Here is a 23,071-nt window from a genome sequence, read left to right as displayed (position 1 = left end):
AATTTCTAAACTAATAGCAATGAAAAATACAAAGAATACTATTAAACTACTACTACTAAGCCTACCAATTTTCCTGTTTATATCATGCGAAACTAAGACAGAGAAAGACGAGAATGTTTTGGCATCTATTAATACTGAAGTAAAAGAAAACAGTAAAGCATATGTCAATTTGGAGAAGATGATTTCCGAAATTGGGCATCGTCTTACGGGATCCAAGAACGGTGCCGAGGCAGAAGAGTATACTTATAATCTTTTTAAGTCATATGGTTTTGAAGACGTAGAATATCATGAATTTGAAGTGGAAGCGTGGGCTCGTGACTCAGTGAGTCTTGAAGTTAACGATAATGAGGTAGCTGAAGTTGTTTCTTTAGGGCATTCACCTGTTTCAGCAGATATTGAACATGAAGTTATTGATGTTAATAACGGACTTAGAGCTGATTTTGATAGCTTAAAAGATGAGGTGAAAGGTAAGATTGCCTTAGTTTATATTGGGATTTTGGATGGAAGTCCAGAAGGCTTAAAAAACATTCATCGGTCGGAGAAAACAGCATTAGCGATAGAATATGGCGCCAAGGGGATCATCATAACAAACCAGGTTCCTGGCGGAGTACTACTGACAGGTACGGCATCCGTTACTGGCAGTTTGATTGATATTCCAGCCATTTGCATTAGTTATGAAAAAGGTATGGAGCTAAAAAAGCAATTAGCGGAAGGAGAAATAATCAATGCTCACATTCAAATGAGTAATAAAAGTGAGGTTATAAAATCCAGAAATGTAATCGCAACTTTAGCAGGAACAGAAAAGACAGATGAAAATATTATTTTAGGAGGTCATTTAGATAGTTGGGATCTTTCGACAGGGGCCATTGATAATGGAATTGGCATTGCTGCTATATTGGATATAGCTAGAACGTACAAGATACTTGATTTGCAACCAAAGAGAAACATTAAGTTTGTAATGTTTATGGGTGAAGAGCAAGGCTTGCTAGGGTCCAAAGAAATGGTAAAAATGTTGGCTGACAAAGGCGAATTGGGAGAGGTAGCATACATGATGAATATTGATATGAGCGGAAACCCGAAAGGATTTAATGCGGCAGGTAGAAATGAAATGATGCCGATTTTTGATGCAATTGGACAAAAAATACAAGCTGTGGACTCTAGCTATGAAAATACAAATGCCAATAAGGCTGGATTGCATAGTGATCACCAATCATTTATGATGGAAGGAGTTCCTGTTGTTGGTTTGGTTGGGAACTTAGAAAGGAAAGTATATAGTTATTATCATTCAAATGGTGATGATTTTTCTCTAGTAAATGAAGAACATCTTAAGAATACTGTTCGTTTCGGAGGTATGTTTTTGTGGGAATTAGCTAATGCTGATAAAATACCAGCAAAGAAATTAGACTTCCAGGAGACCCGACAGTTTTTAATTGAGCAGGGACTGAAAGATGAATTGGAATTAGGAAACGAATGGAAATGGGGAGAATGAATGGGAATGAAAAATTAAAGGATTATTAACGCATTAAGTAAAAACAATTAACCAATAAAATAGCATATTTATGGCAGAATTTGAATTTGACGGGGACAAAGCAAAAGAGTCCTTTCAAAAAATAGTAAAAAACATACGCTTGATTGTAGTAGTGGTAGTGGTCTTAACAGCTGTTATTAGTACATTTTTTCAAGTAGGAGCAGAAGAAGTTGGGGTTGTAACTCGCCTAGGAGCATACAATAGAACACTTGAATCAGGATTGAATTTTAAAATCCCTTTTGTAGAATCAGTGACTAAAGTACCCGTTGAGCGGCAACAAAAGCAGGAGTTCGGATTTAGAACCACTAGTGCTGGAGTACAATCAACTTTTACCAAGCGAGGAGCAGAAGGGGAGTCTTTAATGTTAACCGGAGACTTGAATTTAGCTGATGTGGAATGGGTAGTTCAGTATAGAATCGATAATCCTTATAATTTCCTTTTTAAAGTAAGAGATCCTGAAAATACACTCCGAGATATCTCTGAATCAGGAATGAGACAAATTGTTGGAGATAGAACAGTAAATGAAGTATTGACGGTAGGTAGGGCTGAAATTGCTGGAAAACTGAAAGTACTAATCCAAGAGCTTTCTAATGATTACGAATTGGGAATTAGGGTTGAACAAGTGGTATTACAAGATGTGACTCCTCCAGAGCCCGTAAGAGCAGCTTTTAATGCTGTAAATGAAGCGCAGCAAGAGAAAGAGACTTTGATTAATCAGGCCAAATCAGAATACAACAAAGTTATCCCGAAAGCAAGAGGGCAGGCAGAAGAGACTATTCAAAAAGCAGAGGGTTATGCAACTGAAAGAGTTAATAATTCACAAGGTGAGGTAGCTCGATTTAATGAATTGTACACTGAATATGTAAAAGCTCCTGGAGTTACAAAAAGCAGGATTTACTTGGAAACCATGCAGGAGGTAGTACCAAAATTAGGTGATAAAATTATTACTGATGATAAAGGAGGGAATGTATTGCCATTATTAAACATGGCTACTCAATCAGGAAGCAAGATTAATCAGTAGTCATTTTTAAATATTGAATAAGAAGATATGAAAAAATCATTAATAACCATATTAGTTATAATAGTAGTTGCTTTAATAGTAATTGCTCAGAGTGCATATATAGTGAAAGAGTCGGAGCAGGTAATTATTACACAATTTGGTAAACCTGTGGGAGATGCCGTTAAAGATGCAGGGATTCATTTTAAGATCCCGTTTGTACAAACTGCTAATTTCTTTGATAAGCGATATTTAGAATGGGATGGTGATCCTAATCAAGTACCAACAAAAGATAAGAAGTTTATTTTTGTGGATACTTACGCTCGTTGGCAAATCACAGATCCTCTACAGTTCTATAAGCGTTTAACAAATGAGCGTGGGGCGCAGTCTCGTTTAGATGATATTTTGGATGGCGAAACTCGTGATTTCATAGCAAACAACTATTTAGAAGAAGCGGTTAGAACTAGCAATAGAACTCCTATTTCAAGCGGTGCAATAAGCGAAATAGTAGATGACAGTTTAGTTCAAATCAATGTTGGTCGTGACAGTATTCAAGAATATATCCAGAAATCGGCTAATCTTCAAACTCAAGATTTAGGAATTGAAATATTAGATTTCCGTTTCAAAAGGATCAATTATGTAGAAGAAGTCCGAACCCAAGTTTATGAGCGAATGAAAAGTGAGCGTTTCAGAATTGCAGATAAATTCCGTTCAGAAGGGCAGGGGGAAGCATCAAGAATTAATGGTGAGAAAGAACGAGAACTTAAATCTATTCAGTCGGAGGCTTTCAAAGTAGCTGAACAGATAAAAGGTAAAGCTGATGCCGAGGCGGCCGCAATTTATGCCAATGCATACAATAAAAACAATGCCTCGAGAGAATTATATTCTTTCTTAAAGTCCATGGAAACCTTCCAGAAGACTTTTAATGATGAAACTACTGTTATTTTATCTACTGACAGTGATCTCTATAAATACTTAAAATCCATGGATTAATAGAATCAGTTGAAATCTATATTCACAAAAACATCTGCTCCGAAGGCAGATGTTTTTTTTAAGGTTGAACATAAAAAATGCATCCATTTTAAAACAGATGCATTAGTAATAAACCGTAAATAATATGTTATTTATCTTTTTCTTCGTCTTTTTTATCTATTGAAATTTCTAAGTCAAAAGTTTTAAGCTGTTGTTCTAACTTCATAACGTAATCAATTGACTGTTCGATCATGGAATGCTGCGAACTAATTTGCTCTTTCAGAAAAGAAATTTCATCCTGAAGCCCATTTATTTTTTCTGTATACTCTTTTTTTAGCTTCGCCCTTTCCTCTTTGGATTTACGTAATAAATCTTGGTAAAAATAATATGATTCTGGAATTCTACTCATACAACAGTACTTAACCGTTTTTCAAAATTGTTACAATTTTTCGAGATTCGATAAGCAAATTAATGTATGCTTTGAAAATTACCTGAATCTATCTTCTTTTTAAGACCTTTTAATTCTTTACCTAATTTATTGGCGTAATCTACGGCCATTTTTAGCATATCCTGCTGAGCCATTAGTTGCTCTTTTAGATAGGAAACCTCGCTTCTGAGTTCACCAACCTGACTTTCGTACTTCGACTTTAAGAGTTTTATTTCATTATTTGACTTTTCTAATTCTAATTTTAACTCTTCTACAGTGCTTTTTGACATATTTTATTAATTATCAATGGCATCTTGGATTGAATTCTTGTACTGGATGTCCATTTCGTTAAATTTTAAGTTTGGATTCTCTTCTCTAATTTTTTCCCTACCAATTTTTACACTTTGTTGGAAAACTTTATTGTCTGGCAATATTTTCCTATGCGTCTTCAATCCTTTATGCCACATTTCTTCTTTCCATTCTGTAAAATACCATTCCATTGAAGGTTGGTGAAAAACTGTTAGTTTCCTTTTGTCGAAAATCAATTTTGCGATTTTTTTGGAATCGACTAACTTTCCAATTGTATTGAAAATCGCTTTAAACTCTTCTATAGGTATGTATGTGCTCGTTGCTTCAACAATAGCAACTGGCTTTCCCTCTACAAAAGAAACTTTGGCATGTGTACCTGTGTGATATTCTTGTAAACTGTCCGTGATTGTTTCTGTATCGTTACTCATATTTGTAAAAGTTGTGTTGATTATAAAAATATTGTTATTGAAAAATAACCTACAGGGAGGTTCAATTGTTTGATTAAATCTTAGATATTTCTAATTCTTTCCATTCCACCATCTACTCCAATGATTTGACCAGTAATCCAACTATTTTCGCTGTCGAGTAGAAATTTTGCTGCATTTGAAATATCATCAGGGGTTCCATATCTGCCTATTGGGTGTCTTTTATTTGAGGCTTCTTTTTTCTCATCTGTAGATAATAGATTTTTAGCCATTGGAGTGTCCGTCAAACTAGGGGCAACCAGATTAACTCTAATCTTTTTGCTTGCTAATTCTGCAGCCAAACTTAAACCAAAACCTTGTAGTGCTCCTTTCGCAGAAGCAATAGAGGCGTGAAAGGACAAACCAGTGTTTGCTGCCACTGTGCTGAACAGGACTATACTTGCCCCATCGGCCTTTTTCAGTGACTTTAAAGATTGCTGGATGACCATCGCTGCACCAACAGTATTTAGACGAAAGTCATTGATGTAATCATTTTCTTTAATACTCTGAAAAGGTTTCAAATTAATACTGCCTGGACAGTATGCTAAACCATGTAGCACTTCTGGCAGATCTTTTAGTTCATCTTGCATTTCTAGAACATCTAACCTGATGTATTGAAAGTCACCCTGAAAATCAGGTTTGTTTCTAGATGCTAATATGAGATTTGCTCCTTCATTTTGTAATTTCTTGGCTAAGCTTAAGCCAATGCCTGAGCTTGCGCCAACGATTAAAATATTTTTATCTTTGAAAGACATAATGTTCTTTTTTGTTTAATTATTATGTATTTAACATTGAACAAGGGCTAATGTTTATTTAAATGTAATTTCCTTTATAATGATGTAGTGATTCCAATTTTATCTAGCATCTTGAGGTTTCTGGTATTCTTCTTTTTCTTAAAAAAGTCGGTAGGAAATTGTCTCAATTTCGCACTGATCAGATTAATGCTTGATTTAATCTGGATCTCATGTCATTACCAAGTTTTGCGTTTTTTGCTGAGGATCATTCTAAATCAAAAAAAAAGCCCACTTGATATTTAAGCGGGCTTACAGTTAGTAATAAATTTTGGTATTAACTATTATTGGGAGAATTGATATAATCTAAAAATTCTCGTCTCGTAGCTTCATCATTGAATTTACCCCCAAAGTATGAGGTACCTGTTCTACTGTTGGTATCTCCAACACCTCTAGAAGAAACACACATATGATTGGCGTCCATTACTACTGCAACATCCTCCGTTTGCATCACTTCTTTTAATTCCTCAGCAATTTGGACCGTCAATCGCTCCTGAACTTGAGGCCTTTTAGAATAGTATTGTACAATCCTATTGATTTTAGAAAGACCAATTACCTTTCCGCTAGAAATATATGCTACATGGGCTTTTCCATATATTGGAACAAAATGATGTTCGCAGTGCGAATAGAAAGTGATATCTTTCTCCACCAACATTTGGCTATATTTATATTTATTTTCAAAGAGCTTAGGTTGCGGTTTGTTTTTTGGATTCAATCCACTGAAAACTTCTTTGACATACATTTTAGCAACCCTGTTAGGCGTGCCTTTTAAGCTGTCATCACCTAAGTCCATTCCTAAAATGTGCATGATTTCCTTGAAATGCTTTGCTATCATTTCCATTTTCAGATCATCGTCCATTTCAAAAGCATCTGCTCTTAAAGGAGTCTCAAAGTTTGAGGCTACATGATCATCTCCAAATTCTTCTAGATCATTAATTTTTTCCAATTCTTTATTATTCTGATGGGTATTCGACATAGTTCCTTTCCGTTTCGTACAACTTAATTTTTAATTCTTTTTTGGGATCAATTTTTTCCCTCAATAAATTAAAAATTACGATTGCAATATTTTCAGCAGTTGGATTGAGCTTGGAGAATTCTTCCGTATCTAAATTCAAGTTTTTATGATCAAACCGATTCAAAACTCTTTCCTTAATCAAATCACTTAATACTTTCATGTCCATAACATATCCAGTATCAGGATCAACTTCTCCTGTTACCTTAACGATAAGTTCATAATTATGTCCATGAAAATTGGGATTATTACATTTTCCAAAAACCTTCTGGTTTTTCTCTTCCGACCAATTAGGATTGTTTAACCTGTGAGCCGCATTAAAATGTTCTTTCCTGAAAACTGATACTTGCATTAATATTTATTTATTGAAGGTCAAATATACGGCAATAACACGGAAGAGTTTGAAGTGTTTAATAAATATATAAAAAAGTTAAACGTTATATGTCATTATTTGCAATGATGTCTTAATCTTTATAAAGTTTATGTAATCTATCCGTTTTCTCTATGATGCGTTGGCTACCTAAATGGACAGCATAAACAGAAAAGATGATGATAGAGATAAGAAAGAGCGGCAAGAACTGGTTTGCTTTATCAAGGTAAAGGAATCTTAAATTAAAAACATTTACGGCTAATAAGGGAACAATAGCAAAAGCGGCTTTGAAGCTGATATAATTTTTCAGATACTTTTTTGAACGATAGGTAATGTATGTATACGTTAAATATAATGTCATGAATGCCATTAGTAAGCCTTGAACCACCAAATCAAAGTATTCAGGCAAGCGAACGGAAACCAAACTTAGAATTACGATGATTAATGATGGGATCAACATCCTTTTTGTAGAAAATATTGCTAGCAGTGCCTGCCAGTAGGAGTGAAGCAATTCCTTGTTAAGCCGATTTACAATTGCTTCCTCTATTTCTGCGAAACCAAATATGCCAAATGATTTATGCACCTGGCTAAAAGCATCTTCCAATTCAATATCAGGATTTTCTTCCATCTTACTTTCAATTGCAGAAGCAACATGATCTATGATTTCGTATTGCACATCTGTATGCGTAAATCCTCTCTTTGAAATCCAGGATTTAATTTGCTCAATCTGGTGGGGTGCTAATTTCATAAGTATTGTACCTTAATTTTAGTTCTAAATACTTTCATCCCAATATAGACTGAAGTAAAAAACAGCATTAATAAAAGCAGTACGATAATAGGGTAGGTTTCGAAAATACTAATCGTAGGTTTTCCAGGCTCTAAAACTAAGACCGGTAAAAAAATAGTTAAATTAAATATCGTGGTCGGTAAGCTCAGGTAGTGTTGAGTAGCATTGAAATGTGCTGATTTGAATCGTTTTTTTCCTCGTTTTTTGGTGTACATTAAAATTGAACCATAAATAAGTAATCCAACATTAAGCGCTAAGATTGGAACCAAAAAATACCAAACTATTGATTTAACTGGTATAAACCCCATTAGTAAAATAGCAAGAAAGAGGATTCCTAAGGTAGATAGAATCTGAGGCCATCTCCAAAAGTTCTTGAATTCATTCCAATAGATATCATTAACAGACTTTTTAGTTTTTTTTAGTAAATTATCGTTGATCCTTTTGACTTTTTGAAAGTGAAAGTGCTCGTCCAGTTGTTCTAAAGTTTCCTCAAAATTTTTTTCACCTGTTTCGTAAGCTGAAGCATAATGATCGTAGAGTTCATTATACAATTCTATGTAATCAATCGGCTTATTAGCAATGTGTTTAGCTAGCTGATCTTTTTGTTCTTGAGTTATTGTCTTCATTATCCTAATTTCAAGTTAAATCCTAGGACCCGTTGCATGTTCAACAGAAATGCCTCTAATTCTTCCATTCGTTCCGATGTGGCTTTTTTTCCTTCTTCTGTAAGTCTGTAGTATTTTCTTACTCTTCCATCTACTTTTCTGCTTTCAGTAGTCAAAGTGCCCTCAGCTTCCAGTTTATGGAGAGTAGGATAGAGGGCGCCTTCTGTTAGCTTGATTTCATCAGCAGTAAGTTGCTTTACTTTCTGCGTAATTTCATAACCATACATCTCACCTGCGTTCTGCAGAAGATGTAAAACTATGGTGGACAGACTTCCTTTTATCAATTGCTGATTTGCCATGTTGCAAGTATACAAAATTTTCTTATGCATAGGGAAATTAGGTATTAAAATATTTGAGAAAGTTTTCATACCCACTTAAAGCAATTCTAAATTTGAACAGTAATTATTATCGAAAAAAAGAGAGTATGAATAGAAATTTAGTCAGCTTGGAATTAGCTTTTATTACATCAGTAATAGGTGTTATGAATTAATTTAACACTCCAAAATCAATTAGCAACAGTGAAGCAGAAAGAAATGAAATGGTTCAAACTAGTTTTAGTCAAGCGGAAGAGGAAGGCGGTGAATTAGCTATTGCGATGGGCTATTCGCAGCGATACAGTCATTAATGTATTTTGTTGTCAATAGTGTAAATTGGGAGATGTCAGAATGCTATGCACATGAAATTGAAGAAACTATCGAGGAAATAGAAGCTGCAAATGTGATGGATGAATGCTTTGGGATTTCCAAATTAGTGGGGACTATGACTAATCTAATGTTCAAGAAAGTGGAAGTAACAATTGAGAATCGTGACAAAACAGCTTTTTCTATCTTTTACAAATTAATAGTTCAATCCTGTAATTCCTTTCTTCAGACCACTAAGCATCATTTCAATAAGATAGAAACGCCAACAAATGATTTGTTATCTAACTAGAATCTCAACAAATAATATATTTAATAACATTTGATAATTGCCTTTCATTTTGTAATTGAAATGTGTTTCTCTTGATTTTCTTCAGGAGAAAGTAGGTTTTTGTTAATAGTAAAATGGAATGTGCTCCCTTCTTCGGGTACAGAATCAATCCAAATCTTACCATTGTGCATTTCCACTATTTTTTTACAATTAGCCAGTCCTAAACCTGTGCCCGCAAATCTATTTTTATGTAATCTGTGGAATATTGTAAATATTTTTTCCTGGTGTTTTTGGTCGATACCTATGCCGTTATCCTGAATTGAGAACTCCCAAAATTGACTGTTTTCATTTGCTTCAATGTTAACTGTAATTTTTTCATCTTCTTTTTTAAACTTCACGGCATTAGCTATCAAATTTTGGAGAAGCTGTTTAAACTCAATTTCATAAGCAGTTATTTCTGGTAACTGGTCGTAATTTATACTAGCCTTATTTTCTTTAATCAATTGACTAAGGTCTTGTTCGAGTTCTTTCATTAGAGCATGGACTGAGAAGGTTGACTTTTTCTTATCTTTTCCCAATTGAGCGTACTCTAATAAGGAATCCAATAGAAGCGCCATTCGAATAGAAGAGGATTTGATATGATTTAAAAACTCTTGTCCTCTTTCAGGGATTGATTCTTTGTATTTACTAATGGTTAAATCAGAAAAAGCTTGCATTGTCCTCAATGGTTCCTTTAAATCGTGTGCAATTATATGTGCAAACTGACTCAATTCCTCATTTTTCCCTTGAAGGATGTTTTGGGTGTCCTTCATTTTTTTATTGTCTGATTTAACTATTTCATTCAGTGTCCTTTGCTGATGAATGATAATATCCATTTTCCTAAAAATCATTTCAAAGCATGCTACAATAACAATACTGACAAATATTAGATTTACAGTAATACCAAACCATGTAGTCATGCTTTGTTCATTTGTCAACTGGAGGTTTAACCACTGGTATTCAATATTGAGTCCCACTAAAACTAAAATTAATGAATTAATCAGAATCAATTTGTAGGCAATGGTTCCAGAATGAATCAAACATGTCACTATAATACATGAATAGAGATACATCATTCCAGGCCCTTCCAGACCAAGGTTGAAAATTAAAGCCCAGGAGACCGTAAGAAGACTAATAATTAAAATTACTTTCCTTGATTCAATTTTAATGGGTTTGGCAAATGCGAGAATTAGTAGGACGAAAAAAAATGCAATATTCAATATGAGGAGATTGATAAAGCCTGTATGATATGACGCAATTATTCCTGGTATTATTGCTAAGGGTGAAAAAGTAAAAGTGTACAGTATCAGGTAAAAGAACAGCTGATTTCGATAATATTTTAGATTTTGATTGGTGTCAGTTTGACCTAAAATAGTCTGCGCCATCCTAACTTTATACGCCCCCCAGTACTTCATTAGTTTAGTTTAAAAAATTATTAATATTTAGATTCTAATATAAAACTATAAATTAGAATAAGGAAGTCTTTACTACTTGTAAGTAGTTAACATTATATTTTATACTCTTTTAATTCTTAATGTATATTACATTTAAAATTTTGTAAAGGGATAAAAATCTCACTTTTTTTATCAGCAAAGTCGTCACTAGGCTCCTGCGAATATAGAATTTTGTAATCAAATAATATATTTGAAGCTGCCTGTAATCATATTTACATTAGTTTTTATTACATTTTCAATTAATTAAGCTATTTTTATATTGCAAATTATTTGTTTATGCATGTATATAAGAGATTAATTAGCTTTTTTTTGATATTACCACTGTCGTACTTCTTACACGGGCAAGGGTGTAGCGATGCCGGATTTTGTACGATGGGGGCAATGAAACCAAGTCAAGAATTTAATAAAAATGTACCTGTAAAATTACGTTCAATTTCAGTTGCGTTTTATGAAGGTCAAAGCAATACTTCTGCGCTGATAAGAGCAGGAATTTTTGATTTTGGTTTAACGATCGGTGGTCAATATGAACTTCAGGTAAAAGTTCCATATATGCATATAGATGGAAATTTTGGTACAACATCAGGAATAGGAGATATTTCATTAAGTTTAACCAAAAATCTATATACAAATCCAGAATGGGATATAATGGGAACATTGGGGGCGAAAATCCCAAGCAATAGATCCAATATTACTGTACCTGGACAAGATGCTGTCTACCCTATGTACTATCAAACATCTCTTGGTACATATGATTTGGTAACAGGAGCTTCATTTATAAATAGAAAATGGTTGATCTCTGTTGGCTTGCAAAAACCAATAATCCATCAAAATGAGAATTCCTTTGATGCTTCGGTTGATTCTTGGAGTTGGTATGAAGGTGGCATGTCTTATGTCAGAAGACATGATGTCGGTAGGGACTTACGAAGGGGTGCAGATGTGATGATGCGATTTGAACGAAATTTCAGAATGTCAAGAATTAATTTTAATGTTGGTTTATTACCGATTTATAGAATCACCAAGGATCAAGCTTTGAACGAAACCAATGAATACGAAAAGATAGATGGCACCACTGGATTAGCACTGTCAGCACTCTTTGGTGTAAATTACAGTTTTAACGTATTTTCTAGTGTTCATTTGATTTATGGTCACAGAATAACGGATCGGGAAGTTAACCCAGACGGGCTCACCAGAAAGCATGTAATCAATCTTAATTACACTTTTAACTTTTAAATTATGTCAAGATATTATTTTTTAATATACCTGATATTTTTACCATTTCTAGGTTTTAGCCAGCTATTATCAGAGCACTACCATGCCACGATATTTAAAAGCCGCAGCCAAAATATTGACATTCTGATTGATAATTTAGATTCCGATTCAACTTCTCATGAAGTGAACTTGTTACTGGCAGAATTATATTTCTTGAAAGGAAGGAATGATAAAGCAATGAAGCTGCTTACATCGTTTGAAGAGAATGATGAAATCCAAAATCACAAAAAGCCTGAGCTTTATGCCAGATGGTTAAAAAATTATGGATTGATCTTATGGAATCAAGGAAAAAGGGATCGAGCACTCGAGTTTTTACAGCAGTCATTGGCTGAATACAAAAGAATTGAAGGACTTGATAGGGCCAACATAGCTGATATTTATAATAATATTGGATTGGTTTATGTCAGTACTGAACCAAAGAAAGCTGTAGACTACTACAAAAATGCTTTAGCTATATATTCCGACTTTGAGGATGAAAATTTAGATAAAATTATTCAGCTTTCGATTAATATAAGCTTGGCTGAAGTTAAGCAGGCTAATCAAATTGAAGCTTTTAGAATATTAAATGATGCTCTATCCAGATGGAAAGCTAATCATCAAGAGGGATTACCAACTGAAGCATTTATCAAAGCAAATTTAGGCGGTATTTATCTTGCTACTGATCAATTAGTGTTGGCCAAAGATTACCTCAATGAAGCCAAATCTATTTATCTTCAAAATTATGGTGAACGTAATTCTGAACTAGCCAATGTATTTGCTCAGTTATCAGAATTAGCCGTAAAAGAGAAAGCTTATGAGAAATCACTAAAGTATATTCAAAAAGCTTTGAAAGCCAACAGTTTTGAATTTAGCTCTGTGTCTTTTAATCAAAATCCTAAGGTCGAAGATGCCAATAGGCTTAATATTCAACTTACACTTCTAATGAGAAAAGCCATTATTTTAGAGTCATATTATTTTGGCTTTTCATTGAAAAAATCTCATCTAGAAGCTGCTTTAACAACAGTAGACCGTGCAGAAGAAGTTTTGGAGAGTATCCGGGCAGGAACTACCAATAAAAAGGATTTACTGGAGTTAAGCGATTTAGCCTCTGAACTTTTTGAGGATGGGCAAAGAATTGCTTTACAGTTACAAGAAGTGACTTTATTTGGTAACAAATTTTTGATAAAAGCCTTTCAATATGCAGAGAAGTCAAAATCATCTCTACTAAAAACATCAGTTGTGGAGTCTGAGGCTCAAAGTTTTTCAGGAATTCCCACGGAGATTTTAGAGAAAGAAAAGGAGTTTTCTAGTGAGTTAGCTTACTTAAACACTCAAATTGCATTAGAAGAAGAGGTCTCTAAATTGAATTTCTTGAGAGATCAATATTTCCAATTAAAGCAGAAGCACAACAGATTTATTGAAGAACTCGGTCAGGAGTATCCGGAATATTACAATTTAAAACACCGTGGATCATTTGTAAATGTCATTGATATTCAAAATAGGTTAAGTAGTGATGAAGTTATTTTAGAATATTCATTTGCTTCAAAAAGCAATACGATTAATCTTTATATTATATCTAAAAGTAGCATTAACTATAAACGCATTTATGAATTGGATGAAGTAATAAAGTATTTGAAAGCGTATCGAAATACGTTAACTTACAATTTACAGATGAGTTTTGAAACCATAGCGCATGAACTTTATCAATATTTATTGCCTGTCAAATTCAACAGTTATATTAACAAATTAATCATTGTTCCGGACGGTGAATTATGTACAATTCCATTTGAAGCATTAGTAAAGGACCAGCAAGAAAGCAATAGGTTTTATGAGTTAGATTATTTGATTAAATCGTATGAAATAAACTATGTCTATTCAGCTACATTGTATCATGCTAGTGAGTCAAGAAATTACGGTAATGAAGCTTTATTGATTTCACCAGTGGAGTTCGGAGCTGGGATTCCCATGTTACCAGCTTCTGAGCAAGAAAGTATGCATTTTATAAGCTGGTGTGACCAGCAGTCGTTATCAATTGAGTCACTTGTAAGAAGTGATGCTACTAAAAGTAAGTTTAAAAATTCTTCTTTAGATAACTTTCGATTTATTCATTTGGCTACTCACGGAACTGTTGATTTAGAATCTCCGGATTTATCAGGAGTGTATTTTAAAAAGGAGGAGAATAGTAGTCTGGCAAATGATAACGTGCTTTATGTAGGAGAAATTTATGGGCTTAGTATTAATGCTGAGTTAGTGGTCTTGTCGGCTTGCGAAACTGGATTGGGAAAAATAAATAGGGGAGAAGGAGTGATGGGCTTAGGTCAGGCTTTTGCTTATTCAGGTGCTGATAATTTGATTCTATCACTATGGAAAGTAGCAGATGAATCGACCTCATATTTGATGCAATCATTTTACCAAAAGGACTTAGGGTTAGCGAATCATTCGTTTTCTAGTGAACTAAGGAATGCTAAACTTTCCATGATTAATTCAGACTATAATGCGCCATATTATTGGGCCCCTTTCATTCTTTGGGGAAAGTAGTCAATAAAAAAGCCTTTTGCATTACTACAAAAGGCTTTCAATAAAATTTATTTTCTTAGTTCTTAGTCAGCTTCCACAACTAGCGAAATTTCTTTTTTCACCTCTTTGTGTAAATCAATTACTGCCTTATATTCTCCTAATTGCTTAATGTCACCAGAAATAGCAATTTTCTTTCTGTCAATATCAAAACCCTTTTCTTTCAATGCGTCAGCAATTTGAAGAGTGGTTACAGCACCAAAAATTTTACCGCTTTCACCAGCTTTAGTTTTAATATTAAGTGTTAGATCACCAATTTTATTTGCAAGATCTTCGGCATCATTTTTCAATTTTTCAGCCTTGTGAGCTGCTTGACGAATATTCTCTGCTATTTTCTTGGCATTGGAATTATTGGAGATAATTGCAAATCCTTGCGGGATTAAATAATTTCTTCCATATCCGGGCTTTACAGTTACTGTATCATTTTTATAGCCCAATCCATTTATATCTTGTGTTAAGATTACTTCCATTTTTATAAATTTTTATTGGGTTAATTATTTTAATGAATCAGTAACATAAGGTAATAAAGCAATGTGCCTTGCTCTTTTTACTGCTTGTGCCACTTTTTTCTGATATTTTGCACTTGTCCCTGTAATTCTGCTTGGTAATAATTTACCTTGCTCATTTACAAACTTCAATAAGAAGTTAGGATCTTTATAATCAATATACTTAATGCCGTATCTTTTGAATCGACAATATTTCTTTTGATTATCTTGCTTTTTCTGGTTTATTGGCTCGTTATGAAGTGTCATTTCGCTACCTCCTCTTTTTGTTCTTTAGGTTTATTAAATGCGCCTTTTCTGCGTCTTTCTCCGTATTCTATAGCGTGCTTGTCTAAAGCAACGGTTAAGAATCTCATGATTTTTTCGTCTCTTCTATACTCCAACTCCAGTGCAGCAACAATTTCAGGTGTAGCTTTGAATTCAATTAGATTGTAGAAACCAGTACTTTTATGTTGAATAGGGTAAGCTAATTTTTTCAAGCCCCATTGCTCAACATTAATGATTTCAGCCTTTTTGTCTTCTAAGACTTTTCTGAATTTGTCGACAGCATCCTTCATCTGTGCATCAGATAAAACGGGAGTAAGTATGAATACCGTCTCGTAATTTTTCAATTGCATTTTTTATTTATTTAATTTGAAGCGCAAAAATAGTGATAATCTTTAAATACAACAAAATTTAAACGAAAGTTTATTGAATAATTATTCCCCTCTTGCAACCTTTAAAGGATTTCGGATGTCTTAAAGATTGATAGCAATATTTATGAAATACATTTTTACTTTTTCAATACTTGTTTTAGTTTCAATTGCATGCTCGGATTTTGAGCAGTTAAACGAAGATCTTTGCATTCCAGTGGTTTGTGGAGAAATTCATAATAGTGATGCCAATTTAGCTTTGTTTAATGACAGTGGAGTGGATTTTGATACTTTTTATTATGATATTGGTGGATACCAGGATTCTGTCGGCTTCTTCCCTTTGCAACAATATACCTGTTGGATCAATATAGATACCATCAGCACAGAATATATATTAGCACAAGGAATTTCAGATAATATAGTATATCAGTCGGATACATTATGGATGGATGCAAATGCACAGACCTTTGCTCAAGGGGTTTTTGTATTGGAAATTTTTATGATAGACTCTGACAATAAATTGGAATTTCAATTTGTTGAAGATTATACTGGAGAGTGTAAAGACATCTAAAAATTGACTTATTCCCAACTTTTTTAAGCTAGGATAGTTTTTGCAATATGTCTAGAAAGCTTTTACTGTCAGTGTGTTTCCTATTAATACTTTTCGTATTGTTAGTACCTAGTACCTAGTGAAGATGATTATTTATCACGTATTGCAAACGACTATGGTGCTAGTCACCAGAATTTTGATTTGAGTGCTGAAGATCTTGCTGAATACGGGGAATTTGAATATCACAACAGACTTTTATATAGTCAATTTGAATACCGCTTTGGGAATATCTCTGTGTCATATTATGGTTTCCTTTCATTCATCATTTTTGAAAAATCCGATTTTGTCGAACGAAAAGCTCCTGAAATTACCGTGTAATTATCTATTCAAAACTTTCTTTTCTCCAATTGGGCCAGTATAATGCAATGAATTTTTTCAAATATTAGTAAAAAATTGGCTTATAAAAATTTAATTAAGGATATAATTCTACAAATTAAGGACGTACCCTAAACTAGCTTCTGAAAAATCAGCCTGACCAAAATTAGCATTAATATGAGTTGCAACATAGAAATTATGTCTTGGATTTTTTGCTGTATTTATTAAATATAGTTTCAAGCCCATTCTGCTGGGAAATAATTTTTTAAGGGTATACTTCACTGACTCTGTGTTTTCAAATCTTTCAGAAAAATGATAGTAAAAGGGCTTTGAAATATTGATTCCTCCTTCAATGGATATACCTACATGATAGATCAAATATTCAACGCCCATCAAGAAAAAATGATTGTTTGGATGAACGTTTAGGTTCTGTAATTCAATACTTTTATTAATAGAATCAGCAAAATGTTGATAATGACGGGTACCAAAGCCCGCGTACCATCTGAAATGTTCATTAAAAATAATTCCGACTCCGAAGCTTTGACTAAATACAAGTTTTTTTTCACCTCCTACCGGAGATGTGGTATTACCAAATTCATGGAATCCAATCCCACTTCGCGCTTTTATAAATAATGTTCTATTATTTGGATTGCTATTTATTTTTCGGGTAACATTTCTGGAGGTTTTGAGCTCCTTGGCCGTGATTGCAATTGAAAATACAGCAGAATTAAGTCCATAATTTGGAAGTTGAACATGTCCATTAGAAGAATGTCTGTACCCAACTCCCAGTCGAAGGTTTCTTTTCATGAAAACATCGTAGGACCAATAGTACATCCACTGAAATGCCCAATTAAAGTGGCTTCCTATTGATTGATTCTTTTCGTTCTCTCTGTAAGTTTTCGTAAAATAAGACGCTCCAATTCCCCATTGGAACATACCTTTTTTCATTCTCAACCCTAAAACTGGCATTAAATTAATTTCATGCCCATAGACCTTCGTATTACCTAAATTGTAAAATCCAGCTTGTACGCCTAAAAGTGGATATTTATAGTATTGATTGGTTGCAGTCTGAGCCTCGGCACTTTTATAGTAGGTAACAGCAAGTCCAGTTTTTACACCAAATGATGGGGATTTTAGGTAATTGGGGACAATTGAGCCTATTAGTATTTCTGGAATTACATACCGTTTGTTTTCTTGACCAGTAGCCTCAAAACAATAAATGATGGAAATTAATAAGCAAAATGTTTTAATGCTCATGGTCCTTGAACTAGCAAAGTAAAAAGAAATATTTATGATTAATTAACGGAGAACTTCTCTTTACCAATCAAATAATTATCAGCGTATAATTCTAATTGGTAAACTCCCTCCTCATATTCTTCTCCTCTGTCATAAATAAAAGATAGTTCCTGCTGTGTATTATCAAACAGAATTTCTTGCTTCGCTGTATAAAACATTTCCTTTCCATCGATCATGAAAGAACCTGAACCCGTGTTTACATCAAATAGTGCATTGCCAATTGGGTTTATTACCCTAAGAATAATATCTTTTCCTTCTGGTTGTGCTACACTGTTTTCAGCCAAATTGAATTGAATTTTCAATTTTTCTATATGTCGAGGTTTATATTCTTTGTCATCTCTTTCTCTCCCTCTTGAATTTATTGCAATTATCTTAATATTTTCAGCCTTTAATCTTGAAGCCATTTCGACTTTATCCTCTAATTCTTCTCTGTTGTTTTTAAGACGAGAGATACTATCATTTAATTGATTTTTCTCAGTTTTCAGATTGGTGTTTTCAGAAAGCAATTCCTTATTGATGGCTTCAAGTCTAGCTATTTTTTCATCTTGCAGGTTCAGTAATTCTTCGTAACCACCTACTTTATCCTTATAGCGTTGAATTTGGTTTGCAGCCCAATTATTAGATTTTTTTAGCTCTTCTTTTTCAGATTCCAAATTTTTACGAATCAATTGTAATTCTGATATGTCTCCACCCAAACTTTCTATTTCTGCGATCTTCATATCTAATTGAGTGCTGATACTATCCAGCTCCCCATAAGTTTGTTCTAAATTTTGTTGTAATTCTTCATTTTCTTTCTCAGAATCCAGATAAAATTTGACTCCAATTATCGCTACAATTGCTACAAGAAATACAATGATAATAATATTTCTCTTAGAGCTTTTATTCTCTTTTTCTAATTGGTTGTAAGCTGAATTTTTTGATTCCTCTGACATAATAGGTCGAACTTTTTAATAAGTTTGCTGATGAAATTAAGTTTTTATACTACAAATAGTATGTTTTCTTCGTTAAATACAAACCACAAATTTAAACAAATATTATATTTTACCGCATGGAGTTAAATGAATCTTACTGGACAGACAGATATAAAAGTAATCAACTCGGTTGGGATATAGGTTATCCATCACCTGCTATCGTTCAATTTATGGAAACAGTCGAGGAAAAGAATGCAAGGATATTAATTCCAGGGTGCGGAAATGCATATGAAGCCGCCTATTTGTGGAAGAAAGGATATACAAATGTTCACTTATTAGATTTTTCTGTGATTCCGTTAAAAAAGTTTTCTCATGATAACCCAGAATTTCCTAAAGGGCAGTTGTTAAATATGGATTTTTTTGATGTTGAAGGAGACTACGATTATATTATTGAACAAACATTTTTTTGTGCCTTAAAGCCTCAATTACGAGAGAATTATGCTAAGAAAATGTATGAATTGGTAAAGCCAACGGGACAATTGTTAGGTTTGCTTTTTGATATCCCACTTTTTGATGATCGACCACCTTTCGGGGGAAATAAGGAGGAATATAAAAACCTTTTTTCTAAATATTTTAATATTTTAAAAATGGATACTGCCTATAACTCAATTCCGGAAAGACAAGGGAGTGAGTTGTTTATAAGAATGGTTCCTAAAAATTAGAAATCTAAAACGTAATTTTGCTTCTTAAAATCGGGATTAAAAAATAGTATACCCGCATCAAAAAGGTCAATGCTAGATTTTACTTCGTTTCTTTGCCTAATCTCTAACCACGCTCTTTTCATTCCGGCTGACCAGTGAATATCATCCATAATATAAATCGAGTTGGGTGCAAGATAGGGGAGTAGAACGTTAAAATAGTGAATGCTTGCCTCATAAGTGTGGTTTGCATCTGCATAAACTAAGTCGACATCCTTTTTTGATTGTTGTAGAAAGGCTGGTAAGATTTCAGTGATGTCCCCGTTGTGAAATTTTATGTTTTTTTGTGCTGAATTTACTTTTTTTGCTATCGCCATCGCATTATGGTCTGCCTCAAAAGTATGGATTTCAGCGTCTTCATCAGCTTTAGATATATATGCAGTGTTTATTCCTAAACTTGTACCGAGCTCAATAATGTTCCTGAATTTGTATTTTCTGATTAATTGAAAAAGAAGTTGAGAGAACTTAGGGCTAGATAAACTGTGTTTTGCAATCGATTTTACTTTGCGAACCGTTGATTTTTCCACTTTTGAACCTGCTCCCAAATCTAATATCTTATATTCAGAATTATCTTTTAACAATTCTGATCTAAGCTTTTCAATTGGTTCCCAATCATTAGAATGTTTTTTTCTTTTTATCAGGTTTGTATAGAAATTGTAGAAGTATAGTGAATGAAGTGAATGCTCGTCTGTTTTGAAATGGAAATAGCGAATGTATTCTTTTACTAAAAAGAGGTTCAATTTAATTCAATTTATAAGGAGCAATCATATTAAATTCAGGAATTCTTACCTCAATTAATTGTCCGTCTAACATTCTTTCCATTTGATAGAAACCATGCATTTTACCAAAAGGGGACTTTAAGTTACATCCTGAAACATAAGTATGTTTTTGGCCAGATTCTAAGATAGGTTGTTGCCCTATTACTCCTTCCCCTTCAACTTCTTTTATTTCTGAACCCGCGTCATGAATAAACCATTGCCTTCTAAGGAGTTGCACGGTTTGGTCTCCTTTGTTTTCGATCACTACTTTATAGGTAAATACATAGTGAAATTGAACCGGACTACTGTACTCCGGTTGGAATTCCGTCTCAACGCTTACGTGTATACCTCTTGTAATTGACTGAACCATAATGTAAATATAGGTAATTCAACGAATGAAGCACATTAATAGTTTATTGATTTATTACATAGCCTTAAATCTATTGGCTTTTTATATCTTTTTCTAAATTTGGGTAAATATTAATTTATGCAGGTAAAAATAGAACAAAGTTGGAAAAATAGGTTGTCAAAAGAATTTACGAAAGATTATTTCCTTGATCTGGCAAAATTTGTAAAATCTGAATATCAAAATAAAACTGTTTATCCTCCTGCAAAAGAAATTTTCAAGGCTTTTGACGCTTGCCCGTTTGATCAGGTAAAAGTAGTAATTTTGGGACAAGATCCATATCACGGTATAGGTCAAGCTAACGGCCTCTGTTTTTCAGTGCACCCCGGTGTTGCAATGCCACCATCTTTGGTCAATATCTTTAAGGAAAGAAAAGCTGACCTCGGTAAATCAATGCCCCCCAATGGCGATTTAACAGGCTGGGCTAAACAAGGAGTTCTTTTATTGAATGCAACCCTAACTGTAGCGGCAAAATCACCAGGCTCTCACCAGAAGAGAGGCTGGGAGAATTTCACTGATTCTGTAATTCACAAGCTATCTAGTGAAAAAGAAAACCTAGTTTTTATATTATGGGGAGCCTACGCACAGAAGAAAGGGGCAATAATTGATCGAAGCAAGCATTTTATTATTGAATCAGCCCACCCATCACCTTTTTCGGCTCACCGTGGCTTTTTTGGGTCAAAACCATTTGGTAAATGCAATGAATACTTAACCTCCCAACAATTGGAGGCAGTTGAGTGGTAATTACGGACTGATTTCTTGCTCTAATTCAATGCTCACCTTAACCCCATTTCGCTGTAGAGTCTCCAAAGTATTTTTTAATTCTTCTGCTTCTTTTTTATTACCTGCTTCAAAAGTTATTCCTCTCATCCAGAGATATTTAAGATTTACAAGTTTCAGTATTTCTGTAGGGAATGTATGGATTTCGTTAAACGAAATATCTAGATCTTCTAGTTCCTTATAGTTCAATATAAACTCAGGGAAACCTTGGAAATAGTTGTTCTGGATATGGAAATCTGTTATGTGTTCTAAGTCTGCTATACTTTCCGGTAAGTAGGAAATCCTGTTATGGTGAATATAGAATTCTTTTAATGACCTTAGCTTGCCAATACTTTCAGGGATACTGAAAAATCGATTATGAGCAACATATAGTCTTTCTAGTTTTTGTAGGTTTCCTAGCTCTTCAGGAAGTTTTTCAATTTGATTAAAATATAAATCTAATTCTACTAACTCTATCAAGTTGAAAAGAAAAGACGGGAGACTGTCTAAATCGTTTTTATAAAATGATAATACTTCCAAGTTCTTTAAACTTCCTAACGCAGGATGAATATTATCACTCTTGATGTCATTTTCAGCAAATTGTAAGTCGACTAGATCTTTTAATAGACCAATCTGTTTTGGAACTGAAGTTAAGTTATTAAAGGATAATACAATGTATTTAAGACCTTCAACGCTATCTTTAGCTATGTTTTGAAGATCTATATTATTTCTAGATAAGTTTAAATGTTCTAAATTTTGTAGCTTTTCTAGATGAAATTTTGAATCTTCTCTAAAATCATTTCTAGCAAAATCAATTTCTTTCACATTCTTAAGCTTGTGGAAGTTTTTAGGAACTGGAGAGTAAGGACTATCTCTGTACACCAATTCTTTAATATTTATATTTCTTGTAAATTTTATCCTTTGACCTGGAGCATGATTATAAATTCGGATGGTTTCCAAGCTGTCCAAACCGAATATGGACCAATTCAATAACCATGGGATTTTTTTTACAGATGTGTTAACTAATTCGATTTCTTTTAAATTTTTACATTTTAACAATTTAAATAGCGGGAGCCTTTTAATATCTTCTCCTTCAAAAGAAATATGTGTAATAGTATCGTATTTATTGTGGTTTTTAAGCTGGTTTGCCCGAAGGTGAGTTTCAGATTGCGATCTAAGATAGTAGTCGAATTTAGGTATTTCTCTCAACAACGAAAAGGCAGAATCATAGCCAATGAAATTTTGTGGGTCTTGGTAGCTACTGTCCACTAATTCTCTTTTAAAAACTCCATCCTCCACGCTAATCTTAAAGCCGTTGCTCATGATCATTTGGTAGTGGTGATAGTCAATAGAATCTTGCTCATTGTAAAATTTATATGTTTTTTGAGCTTGGAGCTGTTGATAACATCCAACTATAACTATGAGAAATATTATAAATCGTTTCATAGAAGAATAACTAACTAATGATTAAATACTAAAGATATAGTATTTAAAATGGAATAGCAAAATATCTTATTTTTTATTTTAATCCCCGATAACGATACAAAAAGTAAAAAACAGATAAGAAAGCTATCAAA

Annotated in this window: 27 protein-coding genes; 9 read left to right on the top strand and 18 right to left on the bottom strand. The window is 33.6% G+C overall.

What is annotated here, in order from left to right:
* Positions 1–19: 19 nt before the first annotated feature.
* The 3 genes from AAC601_RS13310 to hflC all read left to right on the top strand — a co-directional run bounded on the left by AAC601_RS13310 (position 20) and on the right by hflC (position 3,518).
* Positions 20–1,489 carry a M20/M25/M40 family metallo-hydrolase gene (locus AAC601_RS13310; protein ID WP_340153531.1) on the top strand — a complete coding sequence of 490 codons (1,470 nt, stop codon included), beginning with the start codon at positions 20–22 and terminating at the stop codon, positions 1,487–1,489.
* Between the two features lie 70 nt (positions 1,490–1,559).
* Positions 1,560–2,549, top strand: coding sequence for an FtsH protease activity modulator HflK (hflK, locus tag AAC601_RS13305; protein ID WP_303269533.1), 990 nt, complete (start codon positions 1,560–1,562; stop codon positions 2,547–2,549).
* A gap of 27 nt (positions 2,550–2,576) precedes the next feature.
* A complete protein-coding gene (gene hflC / locus AAC601_RS13300; RefSeq protein ID WP_303269531.1) occupies positions 2,577–3,518 on the top strand; it encodes a protease modulator HflC in 942 nt (313 codons plus the stop codon).
* Positions 3,519–3,645: 127 nt separating this feature from the next.
* On the opposite strand, the gene AAC601_RS13295 is transcribed toward hflC, so the two are convergent.
* The 9 genes from AAC601_RS13295 to AAC601_RS13255 all read right to left on the bottom strand — a co-directional run bounded on the left by AAC601_RS13295 (position 3,646) and on the right by AAC601_RS13255 (position 8,621).
* Entirely contained in the window at positions 3,646–3,906 is a 261-nt protein-coding gene (locus tag AAC601_RS13295; protein WP_303269529.1) for a hypothetical protein, read from the bottom strand.
* Positions 3,907–3,965: 59 nt separating this feature from the next.
* Positions 3,966–4,214: a hypothetical protein gene (locus AAC601_RS13290; protein WP_303269528.1), complete on the bottom strand. Its 249-nt coding sequence runs from the start codon at positions 4,212–4,214 to the stop codon at positions 3,966–3,968.
* Positions 4,215–4,220: 6 nt separating this feature from the next.
* On the bottom strand, positions 4,221–4,661 hold the full coding sequence (locus tag AAC601_RS13285) for a hypothetical protein (protein WP_303269526.1): 441 nt from the start codon (positions 4,659–4,661) through the stop codon (positions 4,221–4,223).
* Positions 4,662–4,741: 80 nt separating this feature from the next.
* On the bottom strand, positions 4,742–5,452 hold the full coding sequence (locus AAC601_RS13280) for an SDR family oxidoreductase (protein ID WP_303269524.1): 711 nt from the start codon (positions 5,450–5,452) through the stop codon (positions 4,742–4,744).
* 313 nt (positions 5,453–5,765) lie between these two features.
* The gene (gene folE, locus AAC601_RS13275) at positions 5,766–6,464 is read right to left on the bottom strand and encodes a GTP cyclohydrolase I FolE (protein WP_303269522.1); all 699 of its coding nucleotides are present in this window, start codon (positions 6,462–6,464) and stop codon (positions 5,766–5,768) included.
* Entirely contained in the window at positions 6,442–6,852 is a 411-nt protein-coding gene (locus AAC601_RS13270) for a 6-carboxytetrahydropterin synthase (RefSeq protein WP_303269520.1), read from the bottom strand. The genes folE and AAC601_RS13270 overlap by 23 nt, the downstream gene beginning before the upstream one ends.
* A gap of 112 nt (positions 6,853–6,964) precedes the next feature.
* Positions 6,965–7,618 carry a hypothetical protein gene (locus AAC601_RS13265; protein WP_303269519.1) on the bottom strand — a complete coding sequence of 218 codons (654 nt, stop codon included), beginning with the start codon at positions 7,616–7,618 and terminating at the stop codon, positions 6,965–6,967.
* Positions 7,615–8,283: a hypothetical protein gene (locus AAC601_RS13260; RefSeq protein ID WP_303269517.1), complete on the bottom strand. Its 669-nt coding sequence runs from the start codon at positions 8,281–8,283 to the stop codon at positions 7,615–7,617. Before AAC601_RS13260 ends, AAC601_RS13265 begins: the two co-directional genes overlap by 4 nt.
* Positions 8,283–8,621 (bottom strand): PadR family transcriptional regulator, encoded by a 339-nt coding sequence (locus tag AAC601_RS13255; protein ID WP_340153575.1) that lies wholly within the window; start codon positions 8,619–8,621, stop codon positions 8,283–8,285. Before AAC601_RS13255 ends, AAC601_RS13260 begins: the two co-directional genes overlap by 1 nt.
* Before the next feature lie 358 nt (positions 8,622–8,979).
* Between AAC601_RS13255 and AAC601_RS13250 the strand changes: the two genes are divergently transcribed.
* Complete coding sequence (locus AAC601_RS13250) at positions 8,980–9,252, top strand: hypothetical protein (protein WP_303269515.1); 273 nt, start codon at positions 8,980–8,982, stop codon at positions 9,250–9,252.
* Positions 9,253–9,296: 44 nt separating this feature from the next.
* Here AAC601_RS13250 and AAC601_RS13245 read toward each other — a convergent pair whose 3' ends face one another.
* A complete protein-coding gene (locus tag AAC601_RS13245) occupies positions 9,297–10,685 on the bottom strand; it encodes an ATP-binding protein (RefSeq protein WP_303269513.1) in 1,389 nt (462 codons plus the stop codon).
* 348 nt (positions 10,686–11,033) lie between these two features.
* Between AAC601_RS13245 and AAC601_RS13240 the strand changes: the two genes are divergently transcribed.
* Together AAC601_RS13240 and AAC601_RS13235 are read left to right on the top strand one after the other, a co-directional pair.
* Positions 11,034–11,954: a hypothetical protein gene (locus tag AAC601_RS13240; protein ID WP_303269511.1), complete on the top strand. Its 921-nt coding sequence runs from the start codon at positions 11,034–11,036 to the stop codon at positions 11,952–11,954.
* A gap of 3 nt (positions 11,955–11,957) precedes the next feature.
* A complete protein-coding gene (locus AAC601_RS13235; protein ID WP_340153530.1) occupies positions 11,958–14,510 on the top strand; it encodes a CHAT domain-containing tetratricopeptide repeat protein in 2,553 nt (850 codons plus the stop codon).
* Between the two features lie 62 nt (positions 14,511–14,572).
* On the opposite strand, the gene rplI is transcribed toward AAC601_RS13235, so the two are convergent.
* Genes rplI through rpsF form a run of 3 tightly spaced genes read right to left on the bottom strand, consistent with a single transcriptional unit; the run spans position 14,573 to position 15,666 of the window.
* Positions 14,573–15,016, bottom strand: a complete 444-nt coding sequence (rplI, locus tag AAC601_RS13230; RefSeq protein WP_303269507.1) for a 50S ribosomal protein L9 — start codon at positions 15,014–15,016, stop codon at positions 14,573–14,575.
* A gap of 24 nt (positions 15,017–15,040) precedes the next feature.
* On the bottom strand, positions 15,041–15,298 hold the full coding sequence (gene rpsR, locus AAC601_RS13225) for a 30S ribosomal protein S18 (protein ID WP_013452439.1): 258 nt from the start codon (positions 15,296–15,298) through the stop codon (positions 15,041–15,043).
* Positions 15,295–15,666 (bottom strand): 30S ribosomal protein S6, encoded by a 372-nt coding sequence (gene rpsF / locus AAC601_RS13220; RefSeq protein ID WP_085515787.1) that lies wholly within the window; start codon positions 15,664–15,666, stop codon positions 15,295–15,297. Before rpsF ends, rpsR begins: the two co-directional genes overlap by 4 nt.
* A 142-nt stretch (positions 15,667–15,808) precedes the next feature.
* Between rpsF and AAC601_RS13215 the strand changes: the two genes are divergently transcribed.
* Positions 15,809–16,252 carry a hypothetical protein gene (locus AAC601_RS13215; RefSeq protein ID WP_303269501.1) on the top strand — a complete coding sequence of 148 codons (444 nt, stop codon included), beginning with the start codon at positions 15,809–15,811 and terminating at the stop codon, positions 16,250–16,252.
* Positions 16,253–16,717: 465 nt separating this feature from the next.
* Here the strand turns inward: AAC601_RS13215 and AAC601_RS13210 are convergent, their stop codons facing one another.
* Both AAC601_RS13210 and AAC601_RS13205 read right to left on the bottom strand, forming a co-directional pair.
* Positions 16,718–17,863 carry an acyloxyacyl hydrolase gene (locus AAC601_RS13210; RefSeq protein ID WP_340153529.1) on the bottom strand — a complete coding sequence of 382 codons (1,146 nt, stop codon included), beginning with the start codon at positions 17,861–17,863 and terminating at the stop codon, positions 16,718–16,720.
* 38 nt (positions 17,864–17,901) lie between these two features.
* A complete protein-coding gene (locus tag AAC601_RS13205; RefSeq protein ID WP_303269495.1) occupies positions 17,902–18,834 on the bottom strand; it encodes a chromosome segregation protein SMC in 933 nt (310 codons plus the stop codon).
* Positions 18,835–18,950: 116 nt separating this feature from the next.
* Here AAC601_RS13205 and AAC601_RS13200 point away from each other — a divergent pair, with 116 nt between their 5' ends.
* Complete coding sequence (locus AAC601_RS13200) at positions 18,951–19,535, top strand: SAM-dependent methyltransferase (RefSeq protein ID WP_303269494.1); 585 nt, start codon at positions 18,951–18,953, stop codon at positions 19,533–19,535.
* On the opposite strand, the gene AAC601_RS13195 is transcribed toward AAC601_RS13200, so the two are convergent.
* Positions 19,532–20,311 carry a class I SAM-dependent methyltransferase gene (locus tag AAC601_RS13195; RefSeq protein WP_303269492.1) on the bottom strand — a complete coding sequence of 260 codons (780 nt, stop codon included), beginning with the start codon at positions 20,309–20,311 and terminating at the stop codon, positions 19,532–19,534. The two genes, AAC601_RS13200 and AAC601_RS13195, sit on opposite strands and share 4 nt — an antisense overlap.
* Before the next feature lies 1 nt (position 20,312).
* Complete coding sequence (gene apaG / locus AAC601_RS13190) at positions 20,313–20,699, bottom strand: Co2+/Mg2+ efflux protein ApaG (protein WP_303269490.1); 387 nt, start codon at positions 20,697–20,699, stop codon at positions 20,313–20,315.
* 117 nt (positions 20,700–20,816) lie between these two features.
* Here apaG and ung point away from each other — a divergent pair, with 117 nt between their 5' ends.
* Positions 20,817–21,479 carry a uracil-DNA glycosylase gene (ung, locus tag AAC601_RS13185; RefSeq protein ID WP_303269489.1) on the top strand — a complete coding sequence of 221 codons (663 nt, stop codon included), beginning with the start codon at positions 20,817–20,819 and terminating at the stop codon, positions 21,477–21,479.
* On the opposite strand, the gene AAC601_RS13180 is transcribed toward ung, so the two are convergent.
* Positions 21,480–22,940, bottom strand: coding sequence for a leucine-rich repeat domain-containing protein (locus AAC601_RS13180; RefSeq protein ID WP_303269487.1), 1,461 nt, complete (start codon positions 22,938–22,940; stop codon positions 21,480–21,482).
* Positions 22,941–23,071: the final 131 nt, after the last annotated feature.

The sequence above is a fragment of the uncultured Marivirga sp. genome (assembly GCF_963974845.1).
GTDB lineage: Bacteria > Bacteroidota > Bacteroidia > Cytophagales > Cyclobacteriaceae > Marivirga > Marivirga harenae.
Note: the sequence above shows the minus strand (reverse complement) of the source record. Positions and strands in the feature narration are given on the sequence as shown.